The organism is Rathayibacter sp. Leaf296 (genome assembly GCF_001423045.1).
In the GTDB taxonomy this organism is placed as follows: Bacteria; Actinomycetota; Actinomycetes; order Actinomycetales; family Microbacteriaceae; genus Rathayibacter; species Rathayibacter caricis.
The window spans coordinates 720,483-732,757 of record NZ_LMNR01000001.1 but is presented as its reverse complement, the minus strand read 5'-3'; the positions used below and the strand labels follow the sequence as shown (position 1 = coordinate 732,757).

The window sequence follows — 12,275 nt, the reverse complement described above, 5'->3', positions numbered from 1 at the left end:
GCGACGCCCATCGCCGATGCGCAGCTGCGACGCGCGGTCCTGGATCTTCGTGATCAGCTCGTCCGCGACGGGCTCGACCGCGACGACGACCGAGATCGCCATGCAGCGCTCGCCCGCGGAGCCGAAGCCGGCGTTGATCGCCGAGTCGGCCACGAGATCGAGGTCGGCGTCGGGCAGCACCAGCATGTGGTTCTTCGCCCCGCCCAGCGCCTGCACGCGCTTGCCGTGCTTCGTCCCCGTCTCGTACACGTACTGCGCGATCGGAGTCGATCCCACGAACGAGATCGAGCGGACGTCCGGGTGCTCCAGCAGCCCGTCCACCGCGACCTTGTCGCCGTTCAGCACGGTGTACACGCCGTCGGGCAGGCCGGCCTCCTTCCAGAGCGCTCCGAGCCAGATCGCCGCTGACGGGTCCTTCTCGGACGGCTTCACGACGACCGTGTTGCCCGCCGCGATCGCGATCGGGAAGAACCACATCGGCACCATGGCGGGGAAGTTGAACGGCGAGATGATCCCGACGACGCCCAGCGGCTGCTTCGTCGAGTACACATCGACGCCCGTCGACACCTGCTCCGAGTACTCGCCCTTCAGGTGGTGCGCCAGGGTCGTGGCGAACTCCACGACCTCCTGGCCGCGCGTGATCTCGCCCATCGCGTCCGAGACGACCTTGCCGTGCTCCGACGTGATGATCTCGGCCAGCTCGCCCTTCTTCGACTCGAGCAGCTCGCGGAACCGGAACAGGATCTGCTGCCGCTTCGCCAGCGACGTGTCGCGCCAGGCGGGGAAGGCGGCCTTCGCGGAGGCGACGGCCGCGTCGATCTCGGCGGCGTCGGCGAGCGCCACTTCGCGGCTCACGACTCCCAGCGCCGGGTCGTAGACGGGGGCGGTCCGACCGGACGAGGAGACGGAGGGCGCCCCGTCGATCCAGTGGCCGACGATGGACAGCTCGGTGCGGGACTCGGCGAGGCTCATGGGGTCGAGCGTAGGGAGCGCACCGATCGGAGGAGTGGCGGATTCGTCCAGACGACCCCCGGCCGACTGGACGGACCCGCTAGTCCGCGGCCACCTCGAAGCGCGCCAGCGCCGCCGTGATGTTGTCGTGCCCGCCCTGCGCGTTCGCCCACGCGACGAGCGCCTCGGCCAGCGTCACCGGATCGCCGCCGACGCGCTGCTCGGCGTCGTGCAGCACGTCGGCGAGGTCCTCGGCGGGCGAGGCGTAGTTCCACAGTCCGTCCGAGCACGCGAGCACCCAGCCGGGCTCGTCGAGCACTGTGGTCGACAGCCGCGGCTCCTCGTCGTGCGCGTCGGCGCCGAGCCAGCGGGTGATCGCGTGGGCGTCCGGCGAGGTCTCGGCCTCGGCCCGGCTCATCCCGGACGCGATCTGCTCCTGCGCCCACGAGTCGTCGACGGTGAGCTGCCGCGGCGTCCCCGCGTCGGGGATCCAGTAGCAGCGGCTGTCGCCGACGTTGCCGGTGACCAGCAGCGACCCCTCGAGGATCGCGGCCGTGAACGTGCACGACGGCGGGTTGTCGCGCTTCTCCGGCACGGCCGCGTCGATCGCTCCGGAGGCGCGCGCCGTCGCCATCTGCAGCAGCGCCCCCCAGCGCTCGGCACCGCGCGCCCCGCCGCCGACCTCGGCCTGCAGCGCGCTCAGCGCGGCGCGGGCCGCGGCGAGGGACGCGGTGTCGGAGTCGGGGGTCGACGAGACGCCGTCGCAGACGACGAGGAGGGCCGTGCGCAGGGCGCCGTCCTCGGACGCCACCGCGCCGATCGCCATCGCGTCCTCGTTGGCCGCGTGCCGGATCCCGCGATCGCAGACGCCTCCGACGAGCGGATGCGGCGCTTCGGCCCAGTGCTCGCGCTCGGTCGGCGCCCGCTGGCCGCACTGCTCGCAGTAGCCGTCGTCGGCGACGGCGCCTCCGCAGAAGACGCAGGCGGCGCGGGCACCCTCGACGGCGGCGGGCGGCGCGGTCGCGGCGGCCGCGACGATCAGCGTCGCTCCGCACGCCTCGCAGAAGGCGTCGCCGGCCGTGACCGGCTCGCCGCAGACGGGGCACGGGGTGGACAGCGCAGCGGACTCGGCGACCGGGAGCGGCTCGGGCGCCGACTCGATCGTCGGCGACTCGACGGGACCCGCCGCGTCGGCGCTCTCCTCCGGAGTCGCGTCGCTCGCACTCACGCCCTCTCCCCCGCTCACGTCATCGTCCAGCGGCGCACCGCGTTCGCCTTGTCGACCAGCTCGAGCCGCTGCTCGCGCTCCCGGGTGGACGCCGCGAGCGCCCGGTAGGACGCCTCGAGTCCGTCGCGGATCGCCGGCTCGGTCGCCTCCACCGTGCCGAGCATCGCCCCCTCGGCGGGTCCGTCGCGCCGCACCAGCTCCAGCGCCGACTCCAGCACCCCGGTGGTCAGCTCGAGCCGGGTGCGCGGGTCGATCGCGAGCGAGTCGACGCTCGACAGCGCCGCCGACAGCGAGGGCAGTCCGCGGCCCGACTCGGCGAGCAGCTCGGCCCGGCGCCGGCGGGCGTCGAGGAACGAGGAGCGGGTGGGCGTGACGATGTCGAGCGCGTCGAGCGCTCCGTCGAGGTCGCCGCGCTCCTGCCGCACCCGGGCGAGCCCGAACGCTGCGGGCGCCGTGTAGTTCGCATCCGAGCGGGCGCAGATCACGTAGAGCGACTCCGCCACCTCGGGCTCGCCGCTCGACTCGCACGCCGCCGCGAGCGCCAGCTTCGGCGCCAGCTCGCCGGGCACCTGCCCGTAGACGGTGTTGAAGGAGGCGCGGGCGCCGATGTCGTCGCCGTGCGCGAGCTGCGCGAGACCGCTCATCCAGACGGCCCGCCACTCCCACGGGTCCTCCGCCAGGATCTCGCCCGTCGCACGCGTCACCTCGTCCCACCGCTCGGCCTCGATTGCGGCGCGGGCACGGGCGAGCCGCACCTCGACCGTGACGGTCGGAGCGAGTGCGAGTGCGCGCAGGCGCACGATCGGGTCGGCGACGTTCACCCCCGCGAGCCACGCCTTCGCGGCGTCGGACTCGTCGATCTTCAGCAGCGGCAGCGCGTCCCAGGGCAGCGGGCGGTCGACCACGTCGGCGACCGGCGCCTCGAAGAGCGCCGACTCGGTCGAGTGCAGCGACGGGTGCCCGGGGCCGCGGTCGGTCGCGACCACCTCGCGGAGGACGCCCAGCAGCTGCCCGCGCATCTCGTCGACCGTCGCGAACCGGTCCTGCGGATCCGGCGCGCACGCCTTCGCGACCAGGCGGTAGAAGGAGTCGTAGCGCTGGAACAGCGGAGTCTCGGACACCGGCGGGAGGGACGCGACGTAGGTCGTCTGGTTCCCGCGGAAGTCCAGCACCAGCGAGGCGAGCGTGCGTCCGATCGTGTACACGTCGGACGCGATCGACGGGCCGACCTCGGGCACCTCCGGCGCCTGGTAGCCGACGGTGCCGTAGATCGCGGAGTCGTCGTCGTCGGCGCGGCGCACCCCGCCGAGGTCGATCAGCTTCACCTGGTCGCCGACCTGGATCATGTTGTCGGGCTTGAAGTCGCAGTAGAGCAGTCCGTGGTCGTGCAGGTACGCGAAGGCGGGCATCACCTCGAGCACGAACGCGAGCGCCTGGTCGACGGGCAGCGGATCCGCGCTGCCGCCGTTCGCCTCCAGCCGCTCCTTGAGGATCTGCTTGAGGCTGGGGCCGCCGACGTACTCCATCACGATGTAGCCGGCGCCCTCGTGCAGCACGAAGTTGTAGATCTCGACGATCAGCGGATGCTCGACCTCGGCCAGGAACTGCCGCTCGGTGACGGCCGCGGCGTACGCGTCCGGGTCGCCGGAGTTGAGCAGGCCCTTCAGCACCACCCAGCGCCCCGAGACGTTGCGGTCGCGAGCGAGGTAGATCCAGCCCAGTCCGCCGTAGGCGAGGCAGCCGACGACCTCGTACTGCCCGCCCACCACGTCGCCCTTCTGCAGCTGCGGGGTGAACGAGAAGGGGGTGCGGCAGTTGGGGCAGAAGCCTTCGGTGCGGCCGGCCTTGCCGTCGCGTCCGCGGCCCACGGCGGTGCCGCAGTTCGAGCAGAAGCGCTTGCGCTCGGGGAGCACCGCCTCCGTCATCAGCGCGGCCATCGGATCGGCCGCGGGACGCGAGGGCACGGTCGTCAGGCCGGCGCCCAGCCGCGGTCCGCGCAGGCGCGTCGAGGTGGTGCCGACGCGGCGGGTGACCTTCGAGCCGGTCTGCGCGGTGCGGGCGGAACCGAGGGCGGCGGTCGCCAGCCGGGCGGAGGAGGTGCGTCCGCTGCGCGCGGTCGCGGCCTCCTCGGTGCTGGATCCCACCGGGGCGGCGGTGTTCGGGGCGCCCTCGACGAACCCGGTGCCGAAGGCGGCCGAGGCGGTGGCGGGAGCCGCGGTCGGGGCGGCTCGTCGTGCGGTCGGCGTCGAGGCGGCCGGACCCGCGCCCCCTTCCGCGGGCGGGGATCCGCAGACGTTGCAGTAGCCGTCCTCGATCGTCCCGGTGCAGCCCGGAGTCGCGGTGCAGGGTTCGCCGTTCATGGGGTGGCCTTCCGGTGGTGCGGCAGATCTCGGGTGACGACGTCGTACTGCTCGACGAAGTGACGGGCGAGCGGGACGGAGCAGGGCACCGCCTCCAGCGCGGCGCGCACCTCCTCCTCGGCGGCCCGTCCCACGGCGGTGACGGCGCGGCCGTTCGCCGCGGCGCGCTCGCGGAGCGCCCGCAGCCGGAAGCCGAGCGCGGCCCGCTCCCGCAACGGAGACGTGTAGGCCGCCTCGACGGCGTCGAACGCCCGCCCGACCGCGGTGAGGCGGCCGAGGTACTCGTCCAGACCGTCTCGGTCCGCGGGCGCCTCACCCAGGCGCGAGACGTCGGGCACGGCGAGGCGGGGCGGATCCGCGATCTCGCGCCGGCAGCGCGCGACCAGCTCCCGGAGCGGCGTCTCGCGGCGCTCGGCGGCCTCGGCCAGCTCGCGGGCGCGCTGCCGGTCGCGCTCGAGCCCGCGGCGCTGCGACGCGGCGATGATCAGATCGCGCTCGAGGCGGGCGGAGTCGCTCTCGAGCTGTCCGAGCGGACCCGACACGTCGGCTCCCCTGCCCGCCTTCTCGGCCAGCGCGTCCAGGCGAGAGCGCAGGACGGCGACGCGCTGCGCGGCGGGCCGGTCGACCACTCCGCGCGCGTCCTGCGTGAGGTCGCGGCAGCGCTCGATCTCGGCCCGGACCCCCACGATGCGTCCCGCGGTGTCGGTGCCGCTCGGGTCGAGCTCGAGTCGCGACTTGAGCTGTCCCACGACCGCGTCGCAGAGGCGCACGGCCTCGACGAGCGAGACCGCCGCGCTCCCGCCGCGCCCGCTCGCCGCGTCCAGCCGTCCCCAGATGAGCTGCGACATCCGCTCCCGGGCGACGGAGTCGACCCGACCGGAGTCCCAGACGGTCTCGAGCTCGGCGAGCCGCCGGGTGACCGATTCGCGCAGTGACTGGGCGAGCACGATGTCGGAGGTGTAGCTGTCGGCCTGCGGGGACGCGAGCGCCGCCGCGTCCAGCCGGGTCAGCTCACGGCCCGTGCGGTCGAGCCAGCGGGTCAGCTGGGCGAGGTACTCGAACAGCTCGCGCTGCGGGATCGCCTCGCCCAGGCGGCCCGGCGCGACCGGGGTGCCCTCCGCGCCTGGGGCGCCCGCCGTCATCGCCCGTAGACCGGCTCGGGCGGCGCGGCCTCGCCGAGCTCGCCCAGCCAGCGGTCGTAGATGCTCTGCCAGCGGCCGTCCGAGCGGAGGGAGTCGAGCGCGCCGTTCACGAAGCGCACGAAGTCGACGTCGTCGGCCGCCATTCCCAGGCCGTACGGCTCGGAGCTCAGCGGCTCGCCGATGACCTTCGCGTAGGGGTCCTGCGCGACGAAGCCCGCGAGGATCGTGTCGTCTCCCGCGATCGCGTCGACGGATCCCTCCTGGAACAGCGCGAGGCACTGCGTGTGCGTGTCGGCGGCCACCGCCTCCACTCCCGGGTACTCGTTCTCGAGCCGGCTGAGCGTCGTGGTCGCGCGCGGGGCGCAGACCTGCTGCGTCTCGTCGGCCGCCTCGAGCTCCTGGACGCTCGTCGCGTCGCTGCTCGCCGAGACGAGCAGCTTCAGTCCCGCTCCGTAGTACTCGGAGGAGAACGCGATCGTGCTCCAGCGGTCGCAGGTCATCGTCAGCGTGCGGGCCACCAGGTCGACCTGGGGCGCGCCCTCGCCGCCGGTCAGGGCGGGGAGGCGCTGCGCCGAGGTGATGACGACGTACGTGATCGCGTCGGGGCTGCCGAGGATCGCACGGGCGATCTCGCGGGCGATGTCGATGTCGAACCCCTCGATCGTGCCGGTGAGCGGATTGCGCGCGCTCATCAGGAGGGTGTCGGCCGAGACGCCGACCCGGAGCGACCCGCGGTCGCGGATCTCGGTGAGCGTCGCGCTGTCGGTGACGCCCGTGGGGGCGTAGGAGGTGGTGGCCGACGGCGTGCAGTCCGTGGTCGGCGGCGCGGCGGTCGTGGTCGGCGCGGGAGTGGCGGTCTCGGCCGGTGCCGACACGAGCGTGCCGAGGTCGTCGGCTCCCGTGGTGCAGCCCGAGACGGCGAGGACCGCCGCCGTGACGAGCGCGAGGGCCGCGGTGCGGATCCGGTTCATCGGTACTCCTCCAGTCGCTGCGAGACGCCCCGCGAGGCGAGGACGGCCGCCACGAGCCCTGCGGCGAGCAGGACCCACGAGGTGAGCGAGGAGATCGAGCTCCACTCCCCCAGCGTCGAGGACGCGGTGGCGGCGTCGGTGCGGACGGTCTCGCGGGCGTCGACCTGGAACGCGGTGAACGCGGCGTTGGCCGAGCCGTCCCCGGTGGCGACGGCGAGGGCGACGGCGTCGTCCCACCGCCCGCCGTCGTCGGCCTGGCGGATGCCGTCGTGCAGGGTCAGCCAGGACTGCAGCACGCCGAGCAGCGACCCGTCGACGATCCCGCTCTCGATGCCCCGCTGGAGCTGGCGCTCGGCCTCGGTCGCCGCCTCCTGGAAGTCGGCCTCGAGGGCCGCTCCCGAGCCGCGCTTGATCAGGGTGAAGCTCTCGAGCGACTTCGCGTCGGTCGCGGCGGTGAGCGCCTGCGAGACGGCGAGGGTGGCGCGGTAGCTCTCGGAGCGCACCGTCGCGGCGTTCGAGGCCGCGACTCCGTAGACCCCGGTGCCGGCGATGCCGAGCAGCAGGAGCAGCCCCGTCGCGGTCGCGAGCGGCCGGTTGAGGTAGCGGTGCGTCCGCCGCGCGAGCGCGATCTGCGCGGCGATCAGCACCAGCAGCATCACGAGGGAGCCGATCATCAGCAGGACGCCGAAGCGGACCGTGTCGTACGCGCTCGCGACCCGGTCGGCGCCCTGGGAGACGAGCGACTCGAGATCCTCCAGGATCCCGTCGTCGGCGTCGGTCAGCTGCGCCGACGCCTGGTCGAGGTAGGCCGAGCCCACGGGGAAGCCCTGGCGGTTGTTGGCCCGGGCCTGCTCGACGAGGCCGCTGTAGACGGCGACCTTCGTGGCGACGGTCGCGAGCAGCCGCGCGTCGGCCGGCTCGGCCGCGGCGAGAGCGGTCAGCCGCGACGTCGCCTCGGCGAGGCTCGTCGAGTAGCGCTGCCGCTGCTCCGCCGGTTCGAGACCGCCCACGAGGAACGTGTTGGCCGCGACGGCATTGGCGTCGACCAGGAGGTTCCGCACCTCCTGCACGCCGACGAGCTGCGCCGACTGCGCCCGGGCCTCGGCGGCCGCGCGGGCCTGCAGCGCCCCGGTCTGCTGGGCGAAGAGCCCGAAGAGCACGGCGGCGAGCGCCGTGAGGACCAGGAGGGTGCGGAACAGGCGCGGAGTGGTGGAGGTGGCGCGGACGAGGAGCGACGGCTTCTTCGCCGCGGGACGATTCGCGATCTGCACGAGCGGTGGCGCCGGAGCCTGCTGCGGGGGCGCGGCGGCGGGGCGGGCGGCGGGCGCGGTGCTCATGCGGTCTCCTCCGTCGGCAGGGCGTCGAGTGCGGGAGTCTCCTCCGCGGCCTCGGCGCTCTCGGTGATGTCCTCGGGCTGCAGGATCCGCAGGTCGTCGAGCGTCGGCTCCTCCACGTCGCGCAGGCGCCAGGCGTGGCGCGCGATGGCGGCGTCGAGCACGTTGCGCACCCACCGGCCGTTGCCGAACGCCTCGGTGCGCTGCTGCGCGGACGCGAGCTCGGCGAACGCGGCGACCGCCTCCTCCGTCGGCTCGAAATCGGCGGAGGCTGCCAGGCGCGCGAAGATCGCCGACAGCTCGTCGTCGGTGTAGTCGGCGAAGTCGATCGTGGTCGAGAAGCGGCTCGCGAGGCCGGGGTTGGTGTCGAGGAAGCCCTGCATGGGCCCGGAGTAGCCCGCCACGATGACGACCAGGTCGCCGCGGTGGTCCTCCATGTCCTTCACCAGGGTCGTGACCGCCTCGGCGCCGTACTGGTCGAGCGCGAGCGCGTAGGCCTCGTCGATGAAGAGCACCCCGCCGCGGGCCGACGCGATCACCTCGGCGGTCTTCGTCGCCGTCTGCCCCAGATAGCCGGCGACCAGCTCCGAGCGGTCGACCTCGACCAGCACGCCCTTCGAGAGGATCCCGAGCGAGCGGTAGATGCGCGAGACGAGGCGGGCGACGGTGGTCTTGCCGGTACCGGGGTTGCCGGTGAAGACGAGGTGGCGCGTGAGGGTCGGAGTGGAGAGCCCCGCCGCCTGCCGCAGCGTGTCGATCCGGAGCAGCTGCGTCTGCCGCTTGATCTCGCTCTTCACCCGGTCGAGGCCGATCAGGGCGTCGAGCTCGGCCATGAGGTCGTCGATCGACTCGGGCGGAGGGAGCTCCTCGGGTTCCTCCTGGGCGACGGGGGACGCGGAGGGGGCGGCCGCGGTCGGTCCGCCCGGCTCGTCCTGCGGCCCGTCGTGCTCGGTGCGGCGCAGGCGCGCGAGGATCTCGTCGACTCCGGGCACGCCCTGCGGGAGGAGATCGGGGGCGGAGAAGAGGGAGTCGCTCGGTCCGGCGGGTGCGGCCGGTGCGCGGGAAGCGCGGGGCGCCTCCCGCTGCGGGATCGCCCCGAGCTGGGCCGCGGCGGTCGCGGACGCCGAGGCGATGCCTCCGATGCCGGGGTCGCCGAGCGCGCTGGCGGCCGAGACGACCTCGGTGAGCGCCCGCGCATAGGCGGGTGCGTGGTCGGATCCGGCGCGCACGAGGACGGCGAGGTGGTCGGTCGGGCCGCTGCGCCAGCGGCGGGCGCTCGAGGCGGCGGTGAAGAAGGACTCGAGCCCGCCGGACGTGCCGGTCGCCTCGAGCCAGTCGGGGCCGGCTCCGGTGATCGACTCGGCGACGGCGGCCGCGAGGCGGGCGCCCTCGTCGCGCACGGCGGCGGCGTCGAGTCCGGCCGCGGAGCCGGCGAGCACGAGGGCGTCGAGCGCCGGGGCGAGCGCGGTCACGAGGCGCTCGGCGGGGTCAGCGGGCCGCTCTGCTGCGGACCGGCCGGCGCGGTGGAGCCGCCGCCCACCGGACCGCCCTCGAGCGAGTTGCCGCCGAGCGACGACTCCGCGAACTTGTCGGCCAGGAACTGCCCGTGCGCGATGAGCGCCGACGCGTCCTGGCGCGAGACGGCGTCCGAGATGCGGTCGAGCGTCCCTCCGAGGATGTCGAGCTGGTCGGTCAGGATCATCAGCGAGGTCTTCCCCTTGTGGACGGCGCGACGGTCGGCGAAGTCGCGGGGCAGGCGGAGGTAGCCCTCCACCGCCTCCGGCAGGTAGCTGGTGGCGGTCGCGACGACGGTGTGGCCCTGCTGGCTCATGCCGCCGAGGCGGTCGAGCCGGGGCACCATCTCGCGCACGGTCTCGTCGATCCGTCGGATGCGCGCCGCGACGAACGGGGCGACGCGCCCCTCCGTCTCGGCCTTCACCCGGTCGAGCGCCGCGAGGATGTCGTCGCTCGTGGGTGCGGCGGGGAGCGCCGGGGCCGTCTCCGCGGGCGCGGGATCAGAGCCGCCGAACAGGCGCGACAGCCAGCCCATCCCGTCTCCTAGCGGCCGAGATCGAGCGAGGACGTCGCGTCGATGTCGGCGTTGCTGCGGCGGGCCCGCTCCACGTACTCGCCGGCCTTCGCGGTCTCGGTCTGCAGCACGCCCACCGTCTGGGCCATGCTGTCGAGCGCCTTGATCTTGAAGTCCGAGATCGAGTCCATGGTCTGGTAGATGTTCGCGAACGCGGCCTGCAGCTGCGGCAGCCCGACGGTCGCCGACGCCGCCTGCGACTGGATGTTCGCGGACTGCTCGGCGAGCATCCGCGACGTCGCCTCGATCATGTTCGAGGTGGTCGTGTTGAGCGCCGTGATCTGGTCGAGCACGAGCCGCTGGTTGGCGAGCGCCTGCGCCACGATGACCGCGGTGCGGAGCGCCGAGACCGTGGTCGTGGTCGCGCGGTCAACGCCCTTGATCAGCTCGACGTTGTTCTTGATGACCACGTCGATCGCGAGATAGCCCTGGATGGACACGGCCAGCTGGGTCAGCAGGTCCTGGTGCTTCTGGCGCGCGTAGAAGAGGACGTCCTCGCGCAGGGCACGGGCGCGGTCGGGGTCGGTCGCGTCGAGCTCGGCGATCTTGGCCGACAGCTTCACGTCGAGGCGCTCGGCGACGTAGATGTACTCGTTGAGACGCGTCATCGTCTCCCAGAGGTGCTGCTTCTCGAGGTTGAGCGCGGCGTTGTCCTTGCGGAGCTCGTCCTGCCCGTCGTAGAGCGCCTGGATGATGGCGTTCAGGTGCGTCTGCGCGCTCTCGTAGCGGCGGAAGTAGTCGGTGATCTTGTTGCCGAAGGGGATGAAGCCGAGGATCTTCTTCTGCACGTTGTCCTCGGACGGGTCGAGGTCCTCGACCGTGCGGCGCAGCTCCAGCAGCGTCCTGCCGATGGTGGACCCCTCGCTGAGGCCGCCCTCCTGCAGGGCGCGCACCGGGGCCTTGAGCAGACGGTTCGACGAGTCGGCGGCCGAGCGGATGTCGGCGTCGCCCATCGTGCGGATGTCGTTCGCCTTCGCCGCGAACTCGGGGCTGCGCGCCTCGGACTGCAGGAGCGACGCGAGGTAGCCGTCGACCTTCGCCTCGAGGCCGGGCAGCGCCTGCTCCGGCACCTTCGGCGCGATGGAGGGCGCCGAGGTCGTGGGCACCGCGGCGACGGGCTCCGGCGGAGTGAGCGACAGAGCGTTCTGGACGGGCGGCTGCAGGGCCTCGGTCATCGGGGGATCCTCACCGTTCCTGGCGCGCGGCGCCGACTCTGGTTGAACGTCCGGCCAGCATATCCGAGGGCGCCGGGCGGGAGCCTGTGCGCCGGCTGTCGCGGTGCGGGTGGTTCGCAGCACGGAGGTCCACCATGGGCGGGTGCCTGCCCTCGAACCCCTGACCCGCTCCGCTCCCCCGCTCGGCGGGCCGCGGATCCTCCGCCAGCGCTGGACCGAGGCGGCTTTCCTGCACTGGCGGGTCGACGGGTCGCTCGTGGCGCCGCACCTGCCCCGCGGCACCCGACCGGACGAGCACGACGGCTCCTCCTGGGTCGGCCTCATCCCCTTCCGCCTGTCGCGCACCGCGTTCCTCGGCGGGCCGAGGGTGCCGTGGCTCGGCACCTTCCCCGAGGTGAACGTGCGCCTGTACTCCGTCGACGAGCAGGGCCGCCGCGGAGTCGTCTTCGTCTCGCTCGACGCCTCCCACCTGCTCCCGGTGCTCACCGCGCAGGCCGTGTTCGGGCTGCCCTACCGGTGGGCCCGCATGAGCATCGAGCACCGCCACGGCGCGGTGGTCTACGAGACCTCGCGGATCGGGCGGCCCGAGGCGCGGTCGCGGATCGTCGTGCGGCCGACTCCGGGGACCTCGGCGGCGGACGATCGGCTCGCGTCGTTCCTGACCTCGCGCTGGGCGTACCACGAGACGCACCTGGGTTCGACCTGGTACGGACGCAACCTTCACCGGCCGTGGCCGCTGCAGCGGGCCGAGCTGCTGGCGCTCGACGACGGGCTGCTCGAGCAGGCCGGGTTCCCGGGGCTCGCGGGGCGGGCTCCGGACTCGGTGCTGTACTCGCCGGGCGTCGAGACGGTGTTCACGGTGCCGCGGCGGGTGCGGTAGAGCGTCGGGCCGTGCCGCTCCGGGCAGCGCGGAGACGACCCTCCCTCCCCCGCTGATCAACCCGCCCGCGCTCCTCTTATGGATCGAGTAGCCCGCTCCTTCCTGCTGAGTGAGCCCGCGCTCCTTCCTTGCTGATCGAGTAGCC

The 12,275-nt window shown here is 73.6% G+C and carries 10 protein-coding genes; 1 reads left to right on the top strand and 9 read right to left on the bottom strand.

Annotated features, from left to right (window positions below; translation table 11 throughout):
- The 9 genes from ASF46_RS03290 to ASF46_RS03250 form a co-directional block, all read right to left on the bottom strand.
- A partial coding sequence (locus ASF46_RS03290; RefSeq protein ID WP_157602375.1) for an aldehyde dehydrogenase family protein occupies window positions 1–972 on the bottom strand: 972 nt, incomplete at its 3' end.
- Window positions 973–1,051: 79 nt separating this feature from the next.
- The gene (locus ASF46_RS03285) at window positions 1,052–2,179 is read right to left on the bottom strand and encodes a PP2C family serine/threonine-protein phosphatase (protein WP_235576840.1); all 1,128 of its coding nucleotides are present in this window, start codon (window positions 2,177–2,179) and stop codon (window positions 1,052–1,054) included.
- A gap of 14 nt (window positions 2,180–2,193) precedes the next feature.
- A complete protein-coding gene (locus ASF46_RS03280) occupies window positions 2,194–4,539 on the bottom strand; it encodes a serine/threonine-protein kinase (protein WP_056866410.1) in 2,346 nt (781 codons plus the stop codon).
- Complete coding sequence (locus tag ASF46_RS03275) at window positions 4,536–5,681, bottom strand: hypothetical protein (RefSeq protein ID WP_056866409.1); 1,146 nt, start codon at window positions 5,679–5,681, stop codon at window positions 4,536–4,538. The genes ASF46_RS03280 and ASF46_RS03275 overlap by 4 nt, the downstream gene beginning before the upstream one ends.
- On the bottom strand, window positions 5,678–6,652 hold the full coding sequence (locus tag ASF46_RS03270; protein ID WP_056866408.1) for a glutamate ABC transporter substrate-binding protein: 975 nt from the start codon (window positions 6,650–6,652) through the stop codon (window positions 5,678–5,680). Before ASF46_RS03270 ends, ASF46_RS03275 begins: the two co-directional genes overlap by 4 nt.
- Complete coding sequence (locus ASF46_RS03265; RefSeq protein WP_056866407.1) at window positions 6,649–7,989, bottom strand: hypothetical protein; 1,341 nt, start codon at window positions 7,987–7,989, stop codon at window positions 6,649–6,651. Before ASF46_RS03265 ends, ASF46_RS03270 begins: the two co-directional genes overlap by 4 nt.
- A complete protein-coding gene (locus ASF46_RS03260) occupies window positions 7,986–9,458 on the bottom strand; it encodes an AAA family ATPase (protein WP_056866406.1) in 1,473 nt (490 codons plus the stop codon). Before ASF46_RS03260 ends, ASF46_RS03265 begins: the two co-directional genes overlap by 4 nt.
- Window positions 9,455–10,036 (bottom strand): hypothetical protein, encoded by a 582-nt coding sequence (locus ASF46_RS03255; protein WP_056866405.1) that lies wholly within the window; start codon window positions 10,034–10,036, stop codon window positions 9,455–9,457. The genes ASF46_RS03260 and ASF46_RS03255 overlap by 4 nt, the downstream gene beginning before the upstream one ends.
- Before the next feature lie 8 nt (window positions 10,037–10,044).
- A complete protein-coding gene (locus tag ASF46_RS03250; protein WP_056866404.1) occupies window positions 10,045–11,250 on the bottom strand; it encodes a toxic anion resistance protein in 1,206 nt (401 codons plus the stop codon).
- A 142-nt stretch (window positions 11,251–11,392) separates the two neighbouring features.
- Here ASF46_RS03250 and ASF46_RS03245 point away from each other — a divergent pair, with 142 nt between their 5' ends.
- A complete protein-coding gene (locus ASF46_RS03245) occupies window positions 11,393–12,130 on the top strand; it encodes a YqjF family protein (protein ID WP_056866403.1) in 738 nt (245 codons plus the stop codon).
- Window positions 12,131–12,275: the final 145 nt, after the last annotated feature.

Coding starts and splice junctions, on each gene's coding strand:
- ASF46_RS03280 (WP_056866410.1), bottom strand. CDS start 4,539: ATGAACGGCGAACCCTGCACCGCGACTCCGGGCTGCACCGGGACGATC.
- ASF46_RS03270 (WP_056866408.1), bottom strand. CDS start 6,652: ATGAACCGGATCCGCACCGCGGCCCTCGCGCTCGTCACGGCGGCGGTC.
- ASF46_RS03255 (WP_056866405.1), bottom strand. CDS start 10,036: ATGGGCTGGCTGTCGCGCCTGTTCGGCGGCTCTGATCCCGCGCCCGCG.
- ASF46_RS03275 (WP_056866409.1), bottom strand. CDS start 5,681: ATGACGGCGGGCGCCCCAGGCGCGGAGGGCACCCCGGTCGCGCCGGGC.
- ASF46_RS03265 (WP_056866407.1), bottom strand. CDS start 7,989: ATGAGCACCGCGCCCGCCGCCCGCCCCGCCGCCGCGCCCCCGCAGCAG.
- ASF46_RS03250 (WP_056866404.1), bottom strand. CDS start 11,250: ATGACCGAGGCCCTGCAGCCGCCCGTCCAGAACGCTCTGTCGCTCACT.